The sequence below is a fragment of the Achromobacter sp. MUI-25009338 genome, from assembly GCF_057359325.1.
Genome location: NZ_CM170627.1, coordinates 3287652 through 3310154 on the forward strand (window position 1 = coordinate 3287652; position 22503 = coordinate 3310154).

At 64.3% G+C, this 22503-nt stretch carries 17 protein-coding genes and 1 other annotated feature; of the genes, 10 read left to right on the plus strand and 7 right to left on the minus strand.

The annotated features are described in order from the left end of the window. Position 1 precedes the first annotated feature (1 nt). The 4 genes from motB to flhD all read right to left on the minus strand — a co-directional run bounded on the left by motB (position 2) and on the right by flhD (position 2941). Positions 2-991, minus strand: coding sequence for a flagellar motor protein MotB (gene motB, locus AC1IQ6_RS15595; RefSeq protein WP_102770887.1), 990 nt, complete (start codon positions 989-991; stop codon positions 2-4). Positions 992-1002: 11 nt separating this feature from the next. Beyond that, positions 1003-1878 carry a flagellar motor stator protein MotA gene (gene motA, locus AC1IQ6_RS15600; RefSeq protein ID WP_102770886.1) on the minus strand — a complete coding sequence of 292 codons (876 nt, stop codon included), beginning with the start codon at positions 1876-1878 and terminating at the stop codon, positions 1003-1005. Between the two features lie 129 nt (positions 1879-2007). Then, positions 2008-2589 (minus strand): flagellar transcriptional regulator FlhC, encoded by a 582-nt coding sequence (flhC, locus tag AC1IQ6_RS15605; protein WP_485864890.1) that lies wholly within the window; start codon positions 2587-2589, stop codon positions 2008-2010. Between the two features lie 28 nt (positions 2590-2617). Next, entirely contained in the window at positions 2618-2941 is a 324-nt protein-coding gene (gene flhD / locus AC1IQ6_RS15610; protein WP_006219025.1) for a flagellar transcriptional regulator FlhD, read from the minus strand. A 430-nt stretch (positions 2942-3371) separates the two neighbouring features. On the opposite strand from flhD, the gene AC1IQ6_RS15615 reads away from it, so the two are divergent. The 6 genes from AC1IQ6_RS15615 to AC1IQ6_RS15640 all read left to right on the plus strand — a co-directional run bounded on the left by AC1IQ6_RS15615 (position 3372) and on the right by AC1IQ6_RS15640 (position 9959). Continuing rightward, positions 3372-4127: an RNA polymerase sigma factor FliA gene (locus AC1IQ6_RS15615; RefSeq protein ID WP_102770884.1), complete on the plus strand. Its 756-nt coding sequence runs from the start codon at positions 3372-3374 to the stop codon at positions 4125-4127. Positions 4128-4368: 241 nt separating this feature from the next. Continuing rightward, entirely contained in the window at positions 4369-5490 is a 1122-nt protein-coding gene (locus tag AC1IQ6_RS15620) for a FliC/FljB family flagellin (protein WP_485864891.1), read from the plus strand. A gap of 157 nt (positions 5491-5647) precedes the next feature. After that, entirely contained in the window at positions 5648-6844 is a 1197-nt protein-coding gene (locus tag AC1IQ6_RS15625) for a hypothetical protein (protein WP_485864892.1), read from the plus strand. Next, positions 6816-8050, plus strand: a protein-coding gene (locus AC1IQ6_RS15630; RefSeq protein WP_485864893.1) for an IS3 family transposase whose coding sequence is annotated in 2 segments (ribosomal slippage) — positions 6816-7095 and positions 7095-8050 — 1236 coding nt in all. Because the reading frame shifts where the segments join, the coding sequence is not laid out codon by codon here. The genes AC1IQ6_RS15625 and AC1IQ6_RS15630 overlap by 29 nt, the downstream gene beginning before the upstream one ends. Beyond that, positions 7094-7210 (plus strand) — a sequence feature (AL1L pseudoknot). Its footprint overlaps the gene before it by 117 nt. Positions 8051-8256: 206 nt before the next feature. Next, positions 8257-9027 carry a hypothetical protein gene (locus AC1IQ6_RS15635; RefSeq protein WP_485864894.1) on the plus strand — a complete coding sequence of 257 codons (771 nt, stop codon included), beginning with the start codon at positions 8257-8259 and terminating at the stop codon, positions 9025-9027. An 86-nt stretch (positions 9028-9113) separates the two neighbouring features. Continuing rightward, positions 9114-9959 carry a hypothetical protein gene (locus AC1IQ6_RS15640; protein WP_485864895.1) on the plus strand — a complete coding sequence of 282 codons (846 nt, stop codon included), beginning with the start codon at positions 9114-9116 and terminating at the stop codon, positions 9957-9959. A 464-nt stretch (positions 9960-10423) separates the two neighbouring features. Here AC1IQ6_RS15640 and lpdA read toward each other — a convergent pair whose 3' ends face one another. The 3 genes from lpdA to aceE are packed head-to-tail and all read right to left on the minus strand — an operon-like array spanning position 10424 to position 16603. After that, positions 10424-12205 (minus strand): dihydrolipoyl dehydrogenase, encoded by a 1782-nt coding sequence (lpdA, locus tag AC1IQ6_RS15645; RefSeq protein ID WP_485864896.1) that lies wholly within the window; start codon positions 12203-12205, stop codon positions 10424-10426. A gap of 12 nt (positions 12206-12217) precedes the next feature. Further along, the gene (aceF, locus tag AC1IQ6_RS15650) at positions 12218-13882 is read right to left on the minus strand and encodes a dihydrolipoyllysine-residue acetyltransferase (RefSeq protein WP_102770876.1); all 1665 of its coding nucleotides are present in this window, start codon (positions 13880-13882) and stop codon (positions 12218-12220) included. A gap of 12 nt (positions 13883-13894) precedes the next feature. After that, complete coding sequence (aceE, locus tag AC1IQ6_RS15655; protein ID WP_102770875.1) at positions 13895-16603, minus strand: pyruvate dehydrogenase (acetyl-transferring), homodimeric type; 2709 nt, start codon at positions 16601-16603, stop codon at positions 13895-13897. Positions 16604-16958: 355 nt separating this feature from the next. Between aceE and AC1IQ6_RS15660 the strand changes: the two genes are divergently transcribed. From AC1IQ6_RS15660 to AC1IQ6_RS15675, 4 genes are all read left to right on the plus strand, one after another. After that, positions 16959-18713: a PAS domain-containing sensor histidine kinase gene (locus AC1IQ6_RS15660; RefSeq protein ID WP_043545732.1), complete on the plus strand. Its 1755-nt coding sequence runs from the start codon at positions 16959-16961 to the stop codon at positions 18711-18713. Continuing rightward, complete coding sequence (locus AC1IQ6_RS15665) at positions 18710-19336, plus strand: response regulator transcription factor (protein ID WP_102770874.1); 627 nt, start codon at positions 18710-18712, stop codon at positions 19334-19336. The genes AC1IQ6_RS15660 and AC1IQ6_RS15665 overlap by 4 nt, the downstream gene beginning before the upstream one ends. Next, on the plus strand, positions 19333-20184 hold the full coding sequence (folD, locus tag AC1IQ6_RS15670; RefSeq protein WP_485864897.1) for a bifunctional methylenetetrahydrofolate dehydrogenase/methenyltetrahydrofolate cyclohydrolase FolD: 852 nt from the start codon (positions 19333-19335) through the stop codon (positions 20182-20184). The genes AC1IQ6_RS15665 and folD overlap by 4 nt, the downstream gene beginning before the upstream one ends. Before the next feature lie 140 nt (positions 20185-20324). Further along, positions 20325-22391: a M3 family metallopeptidase gene (locus AC1IQ6_RS15675; RefSeq protein ID WP_485864898.1), complete on the plus strand. Its 2067-nt coding sequence runs from the start codon at positions 20325-20327 to the stop codon at positions 22389-22391. Positions 22392-22503: the final 112 nt, after the last annotated feature.

Genomic DNA, 22503 nt, shown 5'->3' on the forward strand with positions numbered 1-22503 from the left:
GCTATCGAACCCCTTCGGCGGGCGGGTTGCTCTGCGCCGCGCCTGGTTTGGTTGCCGTCGTGGCGCGGACGGCGGCCTGGGCCGCCTCCACCGCCGTTCCCACCTCCCGGGCGTCGCGAGCGGTGATTTCCGCTGCCGCGGCGTTCTCGCTTTCGATGCGCCGCTGGGTGCTCTGATTGAGCACCACGAGGCTGATACGCCTATTAACGGCGGCATACGGATCATCTTTAACCAGGCTCATGCTGGACGACAGCCCCTGGATGCGCATGACCTTGCTTTCGTTCATGCCGCCGGCCACCAGCTCCTGGCGCGAAGCGTTGGCGCGGTCGGCCGACAGCTCCCAGTTGCTGTAGGCGCGCTCGCCGCGGGCGTACTGCGCCGCGTCGGTATGGCCCGAGATGCTGACCTTGTTGGGCAGCTCGTTCAGAACCGGCCCCAATTCGCGCAGGATGTCGCGCATATAGGGCTGCACCTCGGCGCGCCCGGTGGCGAACATGGGACGGTTCTGGTTGTCGATGATCTGGATGCGCAGGCCTTCGGTGGTCAGGTCGATCAGCACCTGCGGCCGGAAGGTCTGCAGCACCGGGCTGGTTTCGATCAGGTTCTCGAGGCGCTTCTTGAGGTTTTCCAGGCGGTGCTGCTCGCGGCGCTCGGCATCGCCCATGGGCTGGGACTCGACCCGGTTGCCCTGGCCGCGGCGCACATCGCCGTCGCTGCGCAGCGGGTCCTGCCCGCCGCCCGGCACGGCGCTGGTCTCGGCCGAACTGCTGGGCCCGCCCGTGATCGCCACGCGCAGCGGCATGCGGAAGTACTCCGCGATGCCCTTCAGCTCTTCGCGCGGGACCACGCTGATCAGCCACATCACCAGGAAGAACGCCATCATCGCCGTGATGAAGTCGGCGTATGCGATCTTCCAGCTGCCGCCGTGGTGCCCGCCGCCCTTGCTCTTCTTGCGGCGGATCACCACACGGTGGTTGTTTACCGTGCTCATGGACGGCTCCGTCAGGCGCGGCCGGTCGTCGCCGACTTGGCCTGCCGCACGTGCTCTTCCAGCTCACCGAAGGTCGGGCGCACGGCCGAGAACAGCACCTTGCGGCCGAATTCCACGGCCAGCTGCGGCGGATAGCCGTTCATGCTGGCCAGCAGCGTGGTCTTGATGCACTCCAGCACCTTGGTGGCCTCGTCGCTGCGGCGCTCGATGCGCGAGGCCAGCGGCCCGACGAAACCATAGGCCAGCAGAATGCCCAGGAACGTGCCCACCATGGCCTTGGAGATCAGGTCGCCCAGGATGGCCGGCGGCTGGTCCACGGCGGCCAGCGCCTTGATCACGCCCAGCACCGCGGCCACGATGCCGAAGGCCGGCAGGCCGTCGGCCATCTGGTGCAGCGCCCGCGCCGGCACTTCGCGCTCGTGGCGGTAGGTCTCGATTTCCTCGTCCATGAGGGTCTCGATCTCGAACGAGCTCATGTTGCCGCTGATCATGATGCGCAGGTAGTCCGTGATGAACTCCATGAGCTTCGCGTCCTTGGCGATGCGGGGATACTCGCTGAAAATCGGACTGGATTCGGGGTCCTCGATGTGCGATTCGATCGCCATCAGGCCCTCGCGGCGCGCCTTGTTCAGCAGCACGTACAGCAGCGCCATCAGCTCCATGTACACGTCCTTGCCGTAGCGCGAACTCTTGAGCGCGTCGGGCAGCGCCGACTTCACCAGCGCCAGCGACTTCTTGCTGTTGCTGGCCAGGAACGCCCCGAACGCCGCGCCGAAGATGAGCGTCAGCTCGAAGGGCTGGTAGAGCGCGCCCAGGTGGCCGCCCAGCGCGATGAAGCTGCCGACGACCGACACGGCCACCACAAGAAAACCGATAACAATCAACACATCAGGCCCCTGCCAACGTAGTCTAAAACCGGCGTCAATGATCCCCTGTTCCCCCCGCTCCAAAAACGTGGGTTACGGGGGGTTTTCCAGGGCTTTTGACGTATTTGGAAACAGCCCGCCGGGCCGCCTTCAGGACTGCGCGGCGTCCGCCGCGGGCGCGCAACGGGCGCCGGCGCGCGCACGGGCCGCGGCGCGCGTCTTGCCGGCGCGGGGCGGCGGCCGGCAGATCGCGCACACGAAATCCGACTGCGGATCGTGGGCATGGGCAATGAAATGGCCGCCGCACTGGCGGCAGGCCGACAGCTGCAGCATGCCGCCATCGAAAAACCGCACCAGCATCCAGGCGCGGGTAAAGCTGAGCACGGGCTCGGCGGCCTCGGCGTTGTCCAGGCCGGCGTTCTCCAGATACAGCCGGTAGGCGTCGATGATGGCGCGTATGCCCTTGCTGCTGGTGCGCGTATTCTGGAAGGAATACACGTTGTAGAACAGCGACGAATGGATGTTCGGCAGCCAGGTCATGAACCAGTCCACCGAGAACGGCAGCATGCCCTTGGGCGGCGAGCAGCCGCGGATCTCGCGATACAACCGGGCCAGGCGGTCGTGGCTGAGGCTGGTTTCAGCCTCCAGCACCTGCAGCCGGGCTCCCAGGGTGATCATGGAACTGGCAAGCAGGATGTCGTCCGCTTCCTGGGATACGCTCTTCGAGGCCATTACAATATTTCCGGATCGCGGCAGGCCGTCAGGCCAGTTCTTCGACAGGCTGCTTGGCCAGCAGGATCGTGGCGTGCGCCTGTTGCAGCGCACCACCCAGCACGTCGTGGGTCAGCGCCGACAGCAGGCTGTAGTCATCGAACCGGAAACGGCACAGCAGCGAGCTGGAACTGGCCAGCTTGACCAGCTGGGCCGGCGACAGCCGCATCAGGATATCGGCCACCTCGTTGCTGAAACCGAGGCGAAACATCGACGCCGCATAGTCGTCGCGCAGCATGCGCTGAGCTAGTAACAAATATGACAAATTGACTTCGCGAATGTCTGCCAGCAATGAATTTTCGACTTGTTGCACGCCCAAACTCCTAGTTCCGATCCCGCCCGCGCGGACTTAGATACGCAAATTTCCGGCAATCGCCGTTGCCGCAGACCCAAACCAGGCCTGCTTTAATGCGAAATGTATCATTTGTTCGCAATTTAAGTAAAATTTACCACAGGTATTGTCATTTTCTATGACTTTTATGACAAATCTTTGTTGATATTGCGCAACCTGCCGATTTCGATACACCTTGACATAAAACTTTTTCACAAAATTTACCTCAATCACGCAAACAAGCGTTCAAAACGCGGCGTTCTTCGGGGAATGAAACCGTTTCCAGTGCCCACAATGGCACCTTGCCGACCACTCAATCGGCTCGCTTTCGCTTCCCGCGCGTTTGTCGACAATGTCGTATCTCGGCAACAGTCAGCGGCGCGCCACGATAGATTCCGTCCGACATTCCGCAATGCCCCACGCAGATGACAGCCTGGTCGACTATGCCCCGCTAGTGCGGAAGCTGGCCCTGCAATTGCTCGCCAGACTGCCGGCCAGCGTCGAGCTCGACGACCTGATACAGGCCGGCATGATCGGCCTGCTCGACGCCGTGCGGCGTTACCAGGAAACCGCCGACGCCCAGTTCGAGACCTACGCCACCACCCGCATCCGCGGCGCCATGCTCGACGAGCTGCGCGGCCAGGACTGGCTGCCCCGCAGCGTGCGCGCCAAGGCCCGCAAGATCGAACAGGCCATCCAGCAGCTGGAGCAGCGCCTGATGCGCGCCCCCAGCGAAGCCGAAATCGCGCAACAACTCGAAATCGGCCTGGGTGAATATCAGACGCTGTTGCATGACGCCCAGGGCGTGCAGATCGTCCACTATGAAGACTTCGCCGCCGACTCCGACACAGGCGGCGGCCTGGCCGACTGGTCCTCGGCGCTCGCCCACGGCTCGGCCGACGGCAATCCGCTGGACTCCCTCTTGGCCGGCGACTTCCGCCAGGCCCTGATCCACGCCATCGACGCCCTGCCCGAGCGCGAAAAACTGTTGCTGTCGCTCTGTTACGAGCAAGGCCTGAACCTCAAGGAAATCGGCGCCATCATGAACGTGACCGAAGCGCGCGTCTGCCAGCTGCGCTCCCAGGCCACGGCCCGCATCCGCGCCAAGCTCAAGGAACAGGCCTGGCAGGAACTGCCGCAGGAAGGGCAGATCGCGCAGGTGATTTGAGGCTGCGGGCGCAGCCTTCTCTATATAGGGGCGGCTGGCGGCGCGATCGGCGCCCTCTTCTCCCCTCGCAACAACAAGAATTTCGACTTTCGCAAAAATTCCCCTAAAGATCGATTTTGGCCTGCCGTAATCCTGGCAACGGAGAGATTCCTAGACACCCGTCGACGAACTTTCCCGTTAACACCGATGGGCGGCCTTGCTGCCCAGTTTGAAGAAGCCTTTCTCTCTTGGGAGCCTCAACATGGCAGTCATCAATACCAACTATCTGTCGATGGTTGCGCAGAACAACCTGAACAAGTCGCAATCGTCGCTGGGCACCGCCATCGAGCGCCTGTCCTCCGGCCTGCGCATCAACAGCGCCAAGGACGACGCCGCCGGCCAAGCCATCGCCAACCGCTTCACCGCCAACGTCAACGGCCTGACGCAAGCCGCCCGCAACGCCAACGACGGTATCTCGATCGCCCAGACGACCGAAGGCGCCCTGAACGAAATCAACAACAACCTGCAGCGTATTCGTCAACTGACGGTGCAGGCCACGAACGGTACGAACTCGCAAACCGATCTCGACTCAATCCAGGCTGAAATTGGTCAGCGATTGGGGGAAATCACCCGGGTGTCGGAACAAACTCAGTTCAACGGCGTCAAAGTTCTGGCGAAAGACAACACGCTGACGATTCAAGTTGGTGCCAACGACAACGAAACGATCACGATCAACTTGGAAAAGATCGATGCCGAATCGCTGGGACTGAACAAGTTGAGCGTCAACGGTCCGCAAGGCACGGTCACCACCCCGGCCACCGCGGCGCACGTTGCCGCGTTCCTGAACAACCCGGACGCCGCGACGCTCGCCTCCGCTACCGTAACCATCACTGGCGCCGACGATCTGGACGCAACTGAGGGTACGCTGGTGAAAGACAGCAAGGGGAATCTGTTCGTGGAAGTGACCGCCGGCGCTGGCGTTAAGCGCAGTGGTGTGGCAGAAGACGATAAGGTGTACGTTGCCGTCAGCGCGTCGGATATTTCGGTTGATGATACCGGTGCCATCACGATTGGCGACAAGGATGTGTCGAAAGCCACCTTCGCAGCGACGACCAATCCCCTTGCCGCCATTGACAAAGCCCTCTCGCAAGTCGATACCCTGCGCAGCGACCTGGGCGCAGTTCAGAACCGTTTCGAATCCACTGTCGCAAACCTGAACAACACCATCAACAACCTGTCCGCCGCTCGTTCGCGCATCGAAGACGCCGACTACGCCACGGAAGTGTCGAACATGACCAAGGCGCAGATCCTGCAACAGGCTGGCACCTCGGTTCTGGCGCAAGCCAACCAAGTGCCGCAAACCGTTCTGTCGCTGCTGCGTTAATCGCGCCGCAACACCTGACGGTTGGGGCAGGCTGCAAGGCCTTCCCCTTCTCCATTCCGGGCCGGGTCCCTCGTGCCCGGCCAAATACAAGCCGGCGAGAGCCGGCTTGTTTGCATTTCACTGTGCCGCCATCTGCACGAACAAGGAACGCCTCGCTATGTCAGAACCTGCATCCTCTCGCAACAATCGTTGGTGGGAGAATTATGCGGTCCGCTACCTCGTTCCGACCATGACGGGCATGTTTTTCCTGCGCTGCCTGCAACTGAGCGCCGAGGGACTTTTCGCATCCGTATTGCCAGCGGCCGGGCGCCCCGAATCGCACTCGCTCCAAGGACTCGGAGCACCGGATCTCCTGGTATGGGCAGGCGGAGGATTTACCTTCGCCTACCTCGCGTCTCTGCCAATTCTTGTGTTTCACGCAACCCGTTCGCTCGACACCCAAAGTTCGCCTACGCAGAAGCGCCATTTTCCTCCGTTGATGGCAAGTATCCTGTTGATCATTGCGACAACGCTTTTGATCGTAATCAAGCATGCCGCAACAGACGGGGGGTTGTGGCTGGCCGTCGCGGCCCTCATGATCGTCCTTGCATTTAGCTGCTTCCAAGGGCACCGCATCTGGCAGGCGAGACGGCAGGATTTTCGCGCGGCGAAGTATGCCCGTGATATCGCGAGCGCACGAGTTTCGGGAGGAATCTGGAAAGCTGCGCAGGAAACCAGCGAGTACGTTACCTCCTATCGTCACCTGCGTGAGCACGGTAATGCCGCGTTTATTGTTCTGCAGCAGTCTGCACTATTCGCGCTACTGTACACCTGCCTTACAGTGTCCGAGGACACGGGAAAGTGGGGAAGCTGGACGCCGTCGCAATGGACCGCGTATAGCATATCGCTGCTACTGCTTATCTTGTGGATAGTCCCGTCGGTCGCTATCCATCCCTTCAGTCAAAGATTGGAAGCTGGATTGATATCCGCCCCCCCATCCTCAACTTGGGCAGAATCGACTGGTTACACCGAGCCTAGCAAAGTTTTGCCTACATCCAGTTCCGTTCAAAAATTGGAAGGCTCCACAGCTTCGCCAGCTACGCCGGCCCAACGCTTCAAAGCCCGCCTTCGCATGCTGAAGGCAGTTTCCCAATTCTCGCCCTGGCTGTTGCCGCTGGCGTTTTGTCCGCCTGTCCTAATTCTTTGGAACCATAGCAACGATCTACATTACCCAGCTCTGGTAATGCTCGCGATCAGCGGCACAGCCGGCCTTGGAACACTGCTTTTTCTGGGTAGTGAATCACACCGGGTTTTGAGGAGGCTTCATTTCTTGAGAGAATGGAGCCATGAGCAAGAACAACAAGTTTTCCCCTGAGGTACGTGAACGCGCGGTGCGCCTGGTCCAGGAGCATCGTGATGAGTACCGGTCGCTGTGGGCGGCTGTCGAGTCTATTGCACCGAAGATCGGCTGCACACCGACGACCCTACTGGATTGGATTAAGCGATCGGAAGTCAACAACGGGACCCGCCCCGGCGTAACGACAGAAGAGCGCGAACGTCTCAAGGCGTTAGAGAAGGAGAACCGCGAATTGCGCCGAGCCAACGAGATTCTGAAGTCGGCGAGCGCTTTTTTCGCCCAGGCGGCGCTCGACCGCGAACTGAAGAAGTAAACGCCTATCTCGATCAACACCGGGATCGATACGGGGTCGAGCCGATCTGCAAGGTGTTGCAGGTCGCCCCGTCAGCCTACAGGCGCTACGCCGCCCGGTGTCGGCAGCCGCAGCTGCGTAGTCAGCGCGCCCAGAAGGACGAACAACTGCGCCCTCAGATCTATAGGGTCTGGGAGCAGAACTTTCGCGTCTACGGTGCTCGGAAGGTCTGGAAGCAGATGAATCGCGAGAGCATTCGCGTGGCACGATGTACGGTCGAACGCCTGATGGGCGACCTGGGCATTGAAGGGGTGCGTCGTGGCAAGCGGGTTCGCACGACGGTGCCCGATAGCGCAGCGGCTTGCCCGCAAGATCTGGTCCGACGCCAATTCGAGGCGGACCGTCCGAACCGGCTCTGGGTAGCGGATTTCACCTACGTTTCCACTTGGCAAGGATGGCTGTATGTGGCCTTTATTATCGACGCTTATGCCAAACGGATTGTCGGCTGGCGCGCCTCCAGCAGCATGACGACGGACTTCGTTTTGGATGCGCTTGAGCAAGCTGTGTACGACCGTCGCCCCAGTCAGGCAGACGGCCTTATTCATCATTCGGATCGCGGGTCGCAATACGTGTCCATTCGCTATTCCGAGCGCCTGGGTGAAGCCGGCATCAATCCGTCTGTCGGCAACACTGGAAGTGCATACGACAACGCGCTGGCCGAGACGATCAATGGTCTCTACAAAACGGAAGTGATTCACCGCAGGACACCCTGGAAAACCAAGGCCGCTGTGGAGCTCGCCACGTTGGAATGGGTGTCTTGGTTCAACCACCAACGCTTGCTAGGATCGATCGGCGACATCCCGCCGGCCGAGGCCGAAGCGCGTTACTATCGACAACTTGCAGCACCGGCTGCGGAACCTGTTTTACTTTAATCAAACAGCCTCCGCGATTCCCGGTGTGATTCAGTAGCCTGATATGGCTGCTATGGATATTGAGCTTAGCCCTGCCCTCCCTTCTGGTCGCTATGGTCGCCTCAGCGTATCGGCCAGGAAGGGTCCCGCGACGTTTAGCGTTGGCATGGACATTATTGTGCTTAATCGCGGGAGGATGGACTTACACCGTGATTCGGCTACCAGGCATGCCACCTACCTGGCTGCTCCTTCTTGTCTACACTGCGCCGGCACTACTGATCGGCATAGCGGTCTGGACCAGCCCGCCCGATCCGATTGAATCCGCTAGAGCCGACGGCGCTCAACAACAAAATACTTCTCTGATAGGTATACCCGCTTTCCTCACTGCCTTGATGGCGCTGTTTTTGCTCCTCTTACCGTTCTTTCTAATGAGCCGAGCCTATGGAAAAGAGCCCGACAGCATTCCTCTCGTCATCGGTGTTGTTGGGTTCACTTTTCTCAGCGCGTTGGTGCCCGGAATTCTTTTCACCTGGAGCAACCGAAAAAACAGACCAGCGGGCCGCGAGCCAATGGCTGTCAGCACGTTCGTCGGCATTCTGCTCCTTCCGCCGTTCTTGTCCCTCCTTCTGCTAAGTGCAGTCAAGCAGCAAGTAAATTACTGGACACTGGTTGCCTCGGGCATTGCCGAGAAGGGCGGGAAGGCGGCGAGACCCAGCCTTTACCGCCTACCGGACAAGTGGACCGACCAGGATCGTTTGCTCGTCGACAGTTTTCCACCCTTGAGCCATTGCACCCAGACGGTCACTTCGCAGCCTGAACCCATTGGGTGGCTCTGCGGATACCGGAACTTCTCATTCGGCTCCACACAGTTGATTTGCGATAAGCCCTATTCGGATGAGATTGGACGATTCACGGAAACTCCACTCACCTGCCTAACACTAGTAGGCAATCAGGTCGTCAATCTTGCCAATCTACCCAGGCCTGGGCAAAGCCGATAACCGCGCCACTACTCGTATGATTCAAAGGTGAAAGCCCTTTTTTTGCCACCTTCTCGCTTCTTTGAGGCGGACCATGTGGCCCATAATTGGCTTCGCACCATTTTGTATCTGTTTTTTTCAAGATGACCACCTCGCCTCTCGATCCGCACACACCGCAGCCCGGCAGTACCGCGGCACCGGATCAGGCGTCAGAAGACGAGCAGACCCGCCGGCTGCTGGAAGAAAACCGCGCCCTGCGCGAATTGCTGGCCGCGCAGGTACAGGCCACGCTGCCTCCACATCAACCCAACCTGCTGCGACGCCTCGGCTGGGGGCTGATCTCCGCGCCGGGCGCAGTGCTGGTGCGCTGGCGCGAGCTGCTGGGCCGCGACGAGGCGCGTCCCCTCACCGGCAAGCGCGTGGGCTATGCGACGTTGACCGTGCTCTATACGCTGGCGATCTACGGCGCGCTGGTGTTGCTGGTGGTGTCATGGAGTTCGCCCAACACGGCGCGATCCGGCGCCACGGCGGCCGGGCCCCAGCGGGTGCCGCTGACGCCGCTCGAACCCGCGCTGCCGGAACCTCTGCCGCTCACGGCTGCGCCAGAGGCGATAGTCGAACCGGAGGCACACACTGCAATGGCAGCGCAGCCGGGAGTCGCGGCGCCCGAGCCGCCGCCATCCACCGCGCCGGAGCCGGTCGCAGCACCGCACACCCCACCCACGCCCGAACCGGCGGCTAGCGCGCCGACGGGGCCGCGCTCGACCTTGCGCATGACCGAAATCCCGGCACAGAACCCTTGGGCTTGGCTCGATGCGCTCAGAGGCGAGCTTGCACGTTGCGCGCAGTTGGGATTTTTTGAACGTCCGGACTGTGCCTGGGCGGCCCGCAAGCAGTTCTGTGAACCGCATCGGGCCTGGGGTACGGTGAAGGAATGTCCGAGCCGGCCTTGAATGGGTTATAGGCAGCACCCGCAGCGGCCGCGCACAGCCAAAGGAATCCGTCCCAATCCTCGTCGGGTCGAGGCCGTTGCCTGGTATTTGCCGCCACACTCGAATAGTTTGGATTGAGGAGCCGAGCTTCCAGGAGATATGTATGGTGCGCACCCCCCCCTCATGCTACTCACAACGTTCTGCCGGACCTCGGTTTCAGAGATGCCAAGGTTCTGTCCGCCAAGGCGGCTCTCGCCCATAGGCTGAACGTGGACATCACGAGCGAAATCATTGATTCGCTCCGTGACGAACTTGCCACGCTTCATGAGGCTGGAGCCATCGACGCGGTAGCAATGCGGCAATTTGAGGCCATCAACAAGCCCCAGCAAGCCAACCCCTGACACCGCTTCAAAAAACAAGCGCCGGCCCCCCATTCAGGAACCGGCGCTCGTTATCAGCAACATCGGCGGCGAACCGCCGCCTGCTTACTTCTTCTTCATCGGCGGCAAGTCCGTGCAGACGCCTTCGGCGACTTCGGCGGCCATGCCCACGGATTCGCCCAGGGTGGGGTGCGGGTGGATGGTCTTGGCGATGTCGACGACGTCGGCGCCCATTTCGACGGCCAGGGCCAGTTCGCTGATGAGGTCGCCGGCGTGGGTGCCGACGATGCCGCCGCCCAGGATGCGGTGGGTTTCAGCGTCGAAGATGAGCTTGGTGAAGCCTTCGTCGCGGCCGTTGGCGATGGCGCGGCCGGAGGCGGCCCAGGGGAAGACGCCCTTCTCGATCTTGACGCCCTGCTTCTTGGCTTCGTCTTCGGTCAGGCCGACCCAGGCCACTTCCGGATCGGTGTAGGCCACCGACGGGATGACGCGGGCGTCGAAGAAGGACTTCTGGCCGGCGGCGGCCTCGGCCGCGACGTGGCCTTCGTGCACGGCCTTGTGGGCCAGCATGGGCTGGCCGACGATGTCGCCGATGGCGTAGATGTGCGGCACGTTGGTGCGCATCTGGCGGTCGACTTCGATGAAGCCGCGGTCGGTCACGGCGATGCCGGCCTTGTCGGCGCCGATCTTCTTGCCGTTGGGGCTGCGGCCCACGGCCTGGAGCACCAGGTCGTAGCGCTGCGGCTCCTTGGGCGCGCCCTCGCCTTCGAAGCTGACGTAGATGCCGTCCTTTTTCGCTTCGGCGCCGACGGTCTTGGTCTTCAACATGATGTTGTCGAAGCGGCCGGCGTTCTTCTTCTGCCAGACCTTGACCAGGTCGCGGTCGGCACCCTGCATCAGGCCGTCGAGCATTTCGACCACGTCCAGGCGCGCGCCCAGCGTGGAGTACACGGTGCCCATTTCCAGGCCGATGATGCCGCCGCCGATGATCAGCATCTTCTTGGGGATTTCACGCAGCAGCAAGGCGCCGGTGGAATCGACGATGCGGTCGTCCTGGGGCAGGAACGGCAGTTTCACCGACTGGCTGCCGGCGGCGATGATGGCCTGCTTGAAGCGCAGGGTCTGGGTCTTGCCGTCGGCGGCCTTGACCGTCAGGTGGTTGGGGTCGGCGAATTCGCCCACGCCGTGCACCACGGTGACCTTGCGGGCCTTGGCCATGCCGGCCAGGCCGCCGGTCAGCTTGGCGACCACGCTGTCCTTGTAGCCGCGCAGCTTGTCCAGGTCGATCTTGGGCTCGCCGAAGCTGATGCCGTGGGCGGCCAGCTCGCGCGCTTCGTCGATGATGGCGGCGTTGTGCAGCAGCGCCTTGGACGGGATGCAGCCCACGTTCAGGCAGACGCCGCCCAGGGTGTCGTAGCGTTCCACCAGGACCACGGACAGGCCCAGGTCGGCGGCGCGAAAGGCGGCGGAGTAGCCGCCGGGGCCGGCGCCCAGCACCAGCATGTCGTATTCGCCGTCGGCCGCGCCCTTGAAGCTGGCCGCGGCGGGCGCGGCGGCAGCGGCAGCAGGCGCCGCCTTGGGCGCCTCGGCGGCCTTGGGGCTTTCCTGCTTCGGGGCTTGCTTGGCGGCCGGCGCGGCGGCGGCGTCAGCGGCCTCCACTTCCAGCACCACCGTGCCTTCGGCGACCTTGTCGCCGACCTTGACGTTGACGGACTTGACCACGCCGCCCTGCGAGGCCGGGATTTCCATCGAGGCCTTGTCGGATTCGACGGTGATCAGGCTTTGCTCGGCCTTGATGGTATCGCCCACGGCGACCAGCACTTCGATGACTTCGACTTCCTTGAAGTCGCCGATGTCCGGCACTTTGATTTGAACGGTATTGCTCATGAGGCTCCCCGTTTACAGCGCGATGCGGCGGAAGTCGGCCAGCAAGGCGCCCAGATAGGCGTTGAAGCGGGCGGCCGCGGCGCCGTCGATGACGCGGTGGTCATAGGACAGCGACAGCGGCACGATCAGGCGCGGCACGAACTGCTTGCCGTCCCAGACCGGCTTGTGCGAGGAGCGCGACACGCCCAGGATGGCCACTTCGGGCGCGTTGATGATGGGCGTGAACGAGGTGCCGCCGATGCCGCCCAGGGACGAGATCGAGAAGCAGCCGCCCTGCATTTCCGCGGGGGAAATCTTGCCTTCGCGGGCCTTCTTGGACAGCTCGGTCATCTCCTGGGCGATCTGCAGGATGCCCTTCTTGTCGGCGTCGCGGATCACCGGCACCACCAGCCCGTTGGGCGTGTCGGCGGCGAAGCCGATGTGGTAGTACTGCTTGAGCACCAGGTTGTCGCCGTCGAGCGAGGCGTTGAACTCGGGGAACTTCTTCAGGGCCGCGACCACGGCCTTGATCAGGAAGGCCAGCATCGTGACCTTGATGCCCGCTTTTTCGTTTTCCTTGTTCAGCGTGACGCGCAGCGCTTCCAGGTCGGTGATGTCCGCTTCGTCGTTGTTGGTGACGTGCGGGATCATGACCCAGTTGCGGTGCAGGTTGGCGCCCGAGATCTTCTTGATGCGCGACAGCGGCTTGGCTTCGATCGGGCCGAACTTGGTGAAGTCGACCTTGGGCCAGGGCAGCAGGCCCAGCGCGGCGCCGTCGGCCGAGCCGCCCGCGGCGGCCGCGGTGGCGCCGGAGGCCAGCGCCTGCTTGACGAAGGCGCGCACGTCGTCGGCGGTGATGCGGTCCTTGGGACCGGTGCCCTTGACCTTGCTGAGATTCACGCCCAGTTCGCGGGCGAACTTGCGCACCGACGGCGAGGCGTGCGGCAGCTGGCCCGGCTTGAGGTTGGCGTCTTCGAGCGCGGCGGTGGGGGCCGGACGCTGGGCGGGAGCCGGGGCGGCGGCCGCCGGCGCGGGCGCGGCTTCAGCCTTGGCGGCAGGCGCCGGCGCGGCTTCGGCCTTGGCGGCCGGGGCGGCGGCGGGCGCGGCGCCCTCCACCACGGCCACGACCGAGCCCTTGGCGACCTTGTCGCCGACCTTGACCTTCACTTCCTTGACCACCCCGCCCTGCGAGGCCGGGATTTCCATCGAGGCCTTGTCGGACTCGACCGTGATCAGGCTTTGCTCGGGCTTGATGGTGTCGCCGACCTGGACCATGACTTCGATGACTTCGACTTCCTTGAAGTCGCCGATGTCGGGCACCTGGATCTCGACCGGGCCGCTGGCGGCGGCCGGCGCGGCGGCTTCGGCCTTGGCCGCGGGCGCGGCGGCGGGCTGGGATTCGGCCTTGGGCGCTTCCTGCTTCGGGGCTTCCTTGGCGGCCGGCGCGGCAGCGCCGTCGGCGGCCTCCACTTCCAGCACCACCGTGCCTTCGGCGACCTTGTCGCCGACCTTGACGTTGATGGACTTCACCACCCCGCCCTGCGAGGCCGGGATCTCCATCGAGGCCTTGTCGGATTCGACGGTGATCAGGCTTTGTTCGGCCTTGATCGTATCGCCCACCGCAACCAGGACCTCGATGACTTCCACTTCCTTGAAGTCGCCGATGTCGGGAACCTTGATTTGCACGATATCGCTCATGTCTTTTTACCCTCAGGCGTATTGCGGGTTGGCTTTGTTCGGGTTGATGCCGTACTTCTTGATGGCTTCGGCCACCTTGGCGACGGGCACCTTGCCTTCATCGGCCAGCGCGCGCAGCGCGGCCAGGACGACGAAGTGGCGATCCACTTCGAAGTGCTCGCGCAGCTTGTAGCGGAAGTCCGAACGGCCGAAACCGTCGGTGCCCAGCACCTTGTATTCGCGGCCCTTGGGGATGAAGGGGCGGATCTGGTCGGCGTACAGCTTCATGTAGTCGGTCGACGCGATGATCGGGCCTTCCGTGCCGGCCAGCTGTTCGGTGACGTAGGCGACCTGCGGCTTCTTGTCCTCGGGGTGCAGCATGTTATGGCGCTCGGCGTCCAGGCCGTGGCGGCGCAGCTCGGTGAAGCTGGTGACACTCCAGACGTCGGAGGCCACGCCCCAGTCGGCTTCCAGCAGCTGCTGCGCTTCCAGCACTTCGCGCAGGATCGTGCCCGAGCCCATCAGCTGCACGCGGTTCTTGCCCTTGCCGTGCGACTTCAGCTTGTACATGCCGCGGATGATGCCTTCCTCGTCGCCCTTGGTCAGACCGGGCTGCGGGTAGTTTTCGTTCATCACCGTCAGGTAGTAGTACACGTTCTCCTGGTCTTCCACCATGCGCTTCAGGCCATGCTGGATGATCACGGCCAGTTCGTGGCCGAAGGTCGGGTCGTACGAGACGCAGTTGGGGATGGTCGAGGCCAGGATGTGGCTGTGGCCGTCTTCGTGCTGCAGGCCTTCGCCGTTGAGCGTGGTGCGCCCGGCGGTGCCGCCCAGCAGGAAGCCGCGCGCCTGCATGTCGCCGGCCGCCCAGGCCAGGTCGCCGATGCGCTGGAACCCGAACATCGAGTAGTAGATGAAGAACGGGATCATGATGCGGTTGTTCGAGGAGTACGACGTGGCCGCCGCGATCCACGAGCTCATGGCGCCCGCTTCGTTGATGCCTTCCTGCAGGAGCTGGCCGTCGGCCGCTTCCTTGTAGTACATGACCTGGTCCTTGTCGACCGGGGTGTACTTCTGGCCTTCCGGCGCGTAGATGCCGATCTGGCGGAACAGGCCTTCCATGCCGAAGGTGCGCGATTCGTCGGCCAGGATGGGCACGACGCGCGGACCGAGTTCCTTGTCGCGCAGGATCTGGTTCAGGATGCGCACGAAAGCCTGGGTGGTGGAGATTTCGCGGCCTTCCGCGGTGGGCTCCAGCACGGCCTTGAAGGCGTCCAGCGCCGGGGCCTTGAGCTGCTCGTCGGCCTTCTGGCGGCGGTGCGGCAGGTAGCCGCCCAGCGCGGCGCGGCGCTCGTGCAGGTACTTCATTTCGGGGGAATCGTCGGCCGGCTTGAAGTACGGCAGATCGGCCAGCTTGTCATCCGGGATGGGGATGGCGAAGCGGTCGCGGAATTCGCGGATGGAATCCAGCTCCAGCTTCTTCTGCTGGTGGGTCGGGTTCTTGGCCTGGCCGACGTGGCCCATGCCGTAGCCCTTGATGGTCTTGGCCAGGATCACGGTGGGCTGGCCTTCGTGCTTGGTGGCCGCGTCGAAGGCCGCGAACACCTTGTGCGGGTCATGGCCGCCGCGGTTCAGGCGCCAGATGTCCTCGTCGCTCATGCGCGACACGGCTTCCAGCAGCTTGGGGTGCTTGCCGAAGAAGTTCTCGCGCACGAACTTGCCGTCGTTGGCCTTATACGCCTGGTACTCGCCGTCCACGGTGTCTTCCATGATCTGGCGCAGGATGCCTTCCTTGTCGTGGGCCAGCAGCGGGTCCCAGTAGCCGCCCCAGATCAGCTTGATCACGTTCCAGCCCGAACCGCGGAAGTCGCCTTCCAGTTCCTGGATGATCTTGCCGTTGCCGCGCACCGGGCCGTCCAGGCGCTGCAGGTTGCAGTTGATCACGAAGATCAGGTTGTCGAGCTTTTCGCGCGCGGCCAGGGCGATGGCGCCCAGCGACTCGGGTTCGTCCATTTCGCCGTCGCCGCAGAACACCCAGACCTTGCGCTTGCTGGTGTCGGCGATGCCGCGGGCGTGCAGGTACTTCAGGAAGCGCGCCTGGTAGATGGCCATCAGCGGGCCCAGGCCCATCGACACCGTCGGGAACTGCCAGAAGTCCGGCATCAGCTTGGGGTGCGGGTACGAGGACAGGCCCTTGCCGTCGACTTCCTGGCGGAAGTGGTTGAGCTGGTCTTCGGTCAGGCGGCCTTCGAGGTAGGCGCGGCCGTACATGCCGGGCGAGGTGTGGCCCTGGAAGTAGACCAGGTCGCCGCCGTGGTTTTCGTCCTCGGCGTGCCAGAAGTGGTTCTGGCCGCAGCCGATCATGGTGGCCAGCGAGGCGAAGGAGGCGATGTGGCCGCCCAGGTCGCCGCCGTCGGGCGGATTGTGCTTGTTGGCCTTGACCACCATGGCCATGGCGTTCCAGCGCACGTACGAACGGATGCGGGCTTCCAGTTCCAGGTTGCCCGGATGCGCCGGCTCCAGGCCGGGCGGGATGGTGTTGACGTAGGCGGTGTTGGGCGAGAACGGGATGTGGGCGCCGGAACGGCGCGCCTCATCGATCAGGCGTTCGAGCAGGTAGTGGGCGCGCTGCGGTCCTTCGCGGTCGAGGACTGCCGCCAGGGCTTCGAGCCACTCCTGGGTTTCTAGGGTGTCTTCGTCGTTGGCGGCCTGCACGGCGCCAGCCTGGGCGAAAGAGGACATCGTGTGTCTCCTGTTGGGTTCGTTCGTGACCACACCCGCTTCTTGTCTGCTCGCGGACATGCCATGGTAGCCGGGATCATCCGGGCTACCATGTCATGCATGGGTCGGGGTGTACAGAGAGCTGCCAGGGGCCCGGTCAGGGGTTCCCTATCAGCCGGCATTCTAAGAAGGAAGGATAACCGGTCGCAAGGAAAATTTCATGTTGCGGTACGGCATTTCATAATATGGAAAGTTGACCAGAAACTGAACGCCATCTTTTCATCCCTTTGGATATGTCCTCCAAAAGCAGGTGTCGATTCCCGGCAATTCACCGCCAATAGGCACTAAAATGCCCGGTCTATCTGGCCCGAATTCCATGTCCAGCGCGCCCAAGTCCAATATACCCACGCCGTTCCACGACCACGCCCGCACGCGCCGACGCGGGGTGTACTGGGTCACGCCCGCCATGGTGCTGATCCTCTATATCTGCGTGATGGCGGTGTTCTTCTGGTTGCAGCGCATCCACGACGACAGCGTCATGTTCGTGACGATCGACCAGGAAATGCGCCAGCAGCGCCTGATCTGGGTGGTGCTGGCGCTGTCCTGCGTGATCGTCATCAGCCTGCTGATGCTGTGGCGCTATACGCGCTTTCGCTCGTCGGCCGAGGCCGCGCTGATCGCGGAAACGGGTTTTCGCCGGGCCATGGAAAACTCCATGTCCACCGGCATGCGCGTGCTCGACATGGAAGGCCGCATCGCCTATGTCAATCCGGCCTTCTGCCGCATGATCGGCTGGAACGAGGCCGACCTGATCGGCCGCAGCCCGCCCTTCCCCTACTGGGTGCCGGGCCGCCACGAGCAGCACCAGCACACGCTGGACGTGCTGATGTCGGGCAAGACGCCCAGCAGCGGCCTGGAAGTCGAGGCCCAGCGCCGCGACGGCTCGCGCTTCACCGCCCGCATGTACGTCTCGCCGCTGCTCGACCCCAACGGCAACCAGATCGGCTGGATGACCTCCATGACCGACATCACCGAACCCAAGCGCATCCGCGAGGCGCTGACCGCCGCGCATGAACGCTTCATGACGGTGCTGGAAGGCCTGGACGACGCCATCTCGGTCACCGCCGACACCCACGACGGCCTGGAGCTGCTGTTCGCCAACCGCACCTACCGCCGCGTCTTCGGCGCCCAGACCGGCGGCCACGACGAGCTGCTGGCCGGCCGCCGCGGCCGCTTCACCGACGAGTCGGTCGAAGTCTTCGCGCCTTCGGTGCAGCGCTGGTTCGAGGTGCACCACCGCATGCTGGCCTGGACCGACGGGCGCCGCGTGCGCATGCAGGTGGCGCGCGACATCACCGAGCGCCGCGTCCACGAGGAAGCCTCGCGCGTGCAGCAGGAGAAGATCCAGCTCACCAGCCGCCTGACCACCATGGGCGAAATGGCCTCCTCGCTGGCGCACGAACTGAACCAGCCGCTGACCGCCATCGCCAACTACAGCATGGGCGCGGTGGCCCTGGTCAAGGCCGGCCACACCAGCCCCAACATGCTGCTGCCGGCACTGGAAAAGGCCGCCTCGCAGGCCGAGCGCGCCGGCAAGATCATCAGCCGCATCCGCGAATTCGTGAAGCGCAGCGAGCCGCGCCGCCAGCGCGTGGCCATCGGCCGCATCGTCGACAACGCCATCGGCTTCGCCGAGATCGACGCGCGCAAGCGCCGCATCCGCATCGACAGCTTCGTGCCGTCGAACGCGCCGGACGTGCTGGCCGACCCCATCCTGATCGAGCAGGTGCTGCTGAACCTGCTGAAGAACGGGCTGGAGGCCATGGAAAAGAGCGAATCCGACGAGCTCAAGGTCGCCGTGATCCTGCACGACCAGCATATCGAAGTGGCCGTGGTCGACCGCGGCCACGGCCTGGCCGAGCCCGAGCGCCTGTTCGAACCCTTCTTCAGCACCAAGACCCAGGGCCTGGGCATGGGGCTGAATATCTGCCGTACCATTATCGAATCGCACCACGGCCGCCTGTGGGCAGACCCCAACCCCGCCGGCGGCACCATCTTCCGCTTTACCCTGCCCTGCGCTGCGACCCAGACGCAGGCCCAGAACGATCAGTCCGAGGAGTTGCACGCATGAACACGCCCCCCCTGTCGAGCACGGTATTCATTGTCGACGACGACGAAGCGGTACGCGATTCGCTGCGCTGGCTATTGGAGGCCAATGGCTACCGCGTTCGCGCCTACGCCAGCGGCGAATCGTTCCTGGAAGACTACGACGCCAGCCAGGTCGGCGTGCTGATCGCCGACGTGCGCATGCCCGGCATGAGCGGCCTTGAACTGCAGGAACAGCTGATCGCCCGCAATGCGCCGCTGCCCATCGTCTTCATCACCGGCCACGGCGACGTGCCCATGGCCGTGTCCACCATGAAGAAAGGCGCGGTCGACTTCCTGGAAAAGCCGTTCAACGAATCCGATCTGCGCGAAATCGTGGCGCGCATGCTGGAGCAGGCGACGCAGCGCGTCAGCAAGCACCAGGCCCAGAAGGACCACGAAGCCATGCTGGCGCGCCTGACCGCGCGCGAGCAACAGGTGCTGGAGCGCATCGTCGCCGGCCGCTTGAACAAGCAGATCGCCGACGACCTGGGCATCAGCATCAAGACCGTCGAGGCGCACCGCGCCAACATCATGGAAAAACTTGAAGTGACCACTGTTGCAGATTTGATGAAAGTGGCCTTGGCCAAACCCGAGGCTCATGCATGACAGCCAGGATTATTGACGGCGCCGCCCTGTCGCAGCGCATCCGCGAAGAAGTCGCCCAACGCGTCGCCGCCCTGGCCGCCAAGGGCACCCGCCCCGGCCTGGCCGTGGTGCTGGTGGGCGAAGACCCCGCCTCCCAGGTCTACGTGCGCAACAAGGTCGCCGCCTGCGAAAAGGCCGGCCTGCATTCCGTGAAAGAGCAGTATCCCGCCGACATGCCCGAGGCCGAACTGCTGGCCCGCATCGGCGAACTGAACCGCGATCCGTCCATCCACGGCATCCTGGTGCAGCTGCCGCTGCCCAAGCACATGGACTCGCACAAGGTCATCGAGGCCATCGCGGCCGAGAAGGACGTGGACGGCTTCCACATCAGCAACGCCGGCCTGCTCATGACCGGCCAGCCGCTGTTCCGCCCCTGCACGCCCTACGGCGTGATGAAGATGCTGGAATCCGAAGGCGTGGCGCTGCGCGGCGCCGAGGCCGTGATCGTCGGCGCCAGCAACATCGTCGGCAAGCCGATGGCCATGCTGCTGTTGCAGGCCGGCGCCACCATCACCATCTGCAACTCCAAGACGCGCGACCTGGCGGCGCAGACCCGCCGCGCCGACGTGCTGGTGGTCGCCACCGGCAAGCCCGGCATGATCGACGGCTCGATGATCAAGCCCGGCGCCGTCGTCATCGACGTGGGCATCAACCGCGGCGCCGACGGCAAGCTCTGCGGCGACGTGGACTTCGCTTCCGCCAAGGAAGTGGCCGGCGCCATCACGCCCGTGCCGGGCGGCGTGGGCCCCATGACCATCGCGATGCTGCTGGTCAATACCGTCGAGGCGGCGGAACGGGCCGCGGCCTGACGGCCGGCGCGCCGGCGGCCGCCCTGGCCGCGGCGCCGGTCCTGCGATCTGCCCTTGCGTTCGGGCAGATCGCCCTCACCTGATTCTCATGCCCTTGCCGGCGCCCGGGCGCCGTTCACCCCTTTCCAGCCTGTAACACCATGACCCAGAATCCCCTGCTCGCCCCAGTCTCCGACCTCGTCGATTACGCGGCCGTCAAGCCCGCGCACATCGTGCCGGCCGTCGAGCAGCTGCTGGGCATCGCCCGCCAGGCCGTGGACGCGGCCGCCGACCCGCAACTGGCGCCGACCTGGGAAGCCGTGGTCGAGCCGCTGGACACCGCCTCGGAACGCCTGTGGCGCGCCTGGTCGGTGGCCGGCCACCTGAACGCCGTGGTCAATACGCCGGAGCTGCGCGAGGCCTACAACGCCGCCCTGCCCCTGGTCACCGAATTCTCCACCTGGGTCGGCCTGCACGAAGGCCTGTACAAGCAATACCAGCGCCTGGCCGCCGCCCCCGATTTCGCGTCCTGGACGCCGGTGCGCCGCCGCATCGTCGACATGGCGCTGCGCGACTTCCGCCTCAGCGGCGTGGAGCTGCAGGGCGCCGACCGGGAACGCTACGCCGCCATTTCCGACCGCGAGGCCCAGGCTTCGCAGAAGTTCTCCGAGAACGTGCTGGACGCGATCGACGCCTGGTCGCTGCTGGTCGAGGACGAATCGCGCCTGGCCGGCATCCCCGCCGACGTGCGGGCCGCGGCCCGCGCCGCCGCCGAGGAAGACGGCAAGCCGGGCTGGAAGCTGACGCTGAAAATGCCCTGCTACCTGCCCGTGATGCAGTACGCGCAGGACCGCTCGCTGCGCGAGGCGCTGTACCGCGGCTACGGCACGGTGGCCTCCGAACAGGGCGACGCGCGCTACGACAATTCCCCGCTGATCGAAGAACTGCTGGCGCTGCGCGCCGAAGAGTCCGGCCTGCTGGGCCTGGGCACGTTCGCGGCGCTGCGCCTGCAGACCCGCATGGCGCGTGACGCGCGCGAAGTCACCGTGTTCCTGCGCGACCTGGCCGCGCGCGCCAAGCCGTTCGCCGAACGCGACCTGGCCGAACTCAAGGCCTACGCCAGCGCCGAACTGGGCCTGGACGAACTGCAGCCCTGGGACGTGCCCTTTGCCTCGGAACGCCTGCGCGAGTCGCGCTACGCCTATTCCGAGGACGAGGTGAAGCAGTATTTCACCGAACCGCGCGTGCTGGCCGGCCTGTTCGAGGTCATCGAGACGCTTTTCGACGTGCGCCTGCAGGAAACCCCGGTCTCGTCCTGGCATGCCGACGTGCGCGGCGTGCGCGTGGAAAGCCCGGACGGCAAGCTCATCGGCCATCTGTACCTGGACCTGTACGCGCGCGCCGGCAAGCAAAGCGGCGCCTGGGTCGACAGCGAGCGCACCCGCCGGGTCGTGGCCGGCCGCCTGCAGACGCCCATCGCCTACCTGACCTGCAATTTCTCGCGCCCCAACGGCGACAAGGCCGCGGTCCTGACTCACGACGACGTCATCACGCTGTTCCATGAAACCGGCCACGCACTGCATGCCCTGCTGTCCGAGGTCGACGAGCCGGGCGCGTCCGCGTTCGCCAGCGTGGAATGGGACGCCATCGAACTGCCTTCGCAGTTCATGGAGAACTTCTGCTGGGAATGGGCCGTGGTGCAGAAGCTGTCTGCCCACGTCGACACCGGCGAGCCGCTGCCGCGCGCGCTCTACGACCGCCTGGTCGCCGCCCGCAACTACCAGAGCGGCATGCAGACGGTGCGCCAGATCGAGTTCGCGCTGTTCGACATGCTGATGCACGACCGCGCCACCGGCGCCTCGATCGCCGAGGTGATGGAGCTGCTGCAGGAAGTGCGCAAGGAAGTGGCGGTGCTGTTCCCGCCGGCCTGGCACCGGTTCCCGCATGCCTTCTCGCACCTGTTCGCCGGCGGCTACGGCGCCGGCTACTACAGCTACAAGTGGGCCGAGGTGCTGTCGGCCGACGCCTACGAGGCCTTCGAGGAAGCCGCCGCCCTGCAGGCCGGCAACGCGCTGGGCACGCTGGACCCCGCCACCGGCGCGCGCTTCCGGCGCGAGGTGCTGGCCGTGGGCGGCTCGCGCCCGGCGGCGGAATCCTTCGCCGCCTTCCGCGGACGCGCCCCGCGCATCGACGCGCTGCTGCGCCACAGCGGCATGACGCCGGCCTGATCCCACGACGCCACGACGCCTGACGGCCCGCCGCGCGCGGGCCGTTTGTATTTTGCGGTCACGGCTTGCGGGTAGAATCCAGAGGTTTACCCTGCAACCGGCCTTTGGACTC

What these genes read in the sequence shown, in the direction of transcription:
- motB (WP_102770887.1), bottom strand. Translation starts at nt 991, where the DNA reads ATGAGCACGGTAAACAACCACCGTGTGGTGATCCGCCGCAAGAAGAGC.
- aceE (WP_102770875.1), bottom strand. Translation starts at nt 16,603, where the DNA reads ATGTCCTCTTTCGCCCAGGCTGGCGCCGTGCAGGCCGCCAACGACGAA.
- AC1IQ6_RS15675 (WP_485864898.1), top strand. Translation starts at nt 20,325, where the DNA reads ATGACCCAGAATCCCCTGCTCGCCCCAGTCTCCGACCTCGTCGATTAC.
- aceF (WP_102770876.1), bottom strand. Translation starts at nt 13,882, where the DNA reads ATGAGCGATATCGTGCAAATCAAGGTTCCCGACATCGGCGACTTCAAG.
- folD (WP_485864897.1), top strand. Translation starts at nt 19,333, where the DNA reads ATGACAGCCAGGATTATTGACGGCGCCGCCCTGTCGCAGCGCATCCGC.
- AC1IQ6_RS15660 (WP_043545732.1), top strand. Translation starts at nt 16,959, where the DNA reads ATGTCCAGCGCGCCCAAGTCCAATATACCCACGCCGTTCCACGACCAC.
- AC1IQ6_RS15620 (WP_485864891.1), top strand. Translation starts at nt 4,369, where the DNA reads ATGGCAGTCATCAATACCAACTATCTGTCGATGGTTGCGCAGAACAAC.
- AC1IQ6_RS15615 (WP_102770884.1), top strand. Translation starts at nt 3,372, where the DNA reads ATGCCCCACGCAGATGACAGCCTGGTCGACTATGCCCCGCTAGTGCGG.
- AC1IQ6_RS15625 (WP_485864892.1), top strand. Translation starts at nt 5,648, where the DNA reads ATGTCAGAACCTGCATCCTCTCGCAACAATCGTTGGTGGGAGAATTAT.
- lpdA (WP_485864896.1), bottom strand. Translation starts at nt 12,205, where the DNA reads ATGAGCAATACCGTTCAAATCAAAGTGCCGGACATCGGCGACTTCAAG.
- flhC (WP_485864890.1), bottom strand. Translation starts at nt 2,589, where the DNA reads ATGGCCTCGAAGAGCGTATCCCAGGAAGCGGACGACATCCTGCTTGCC.
- AC1IQ6_RS15635 (WP_485864894.1), top strand. Translation starts at nt 8,257, where the DNA reads ATGCCACCTACCTGGCTGCTCCTTCTTGTCTACACTGCGCCGGCACTA.
- AC1IQ6_RS15665 (WP_102770874.1), top strand. Translation starts at nt 18,710, where the DNA reads ATGAACACGCCCCCCCTGTCGAGCACGGTATTCATTGTCGACGACGAC.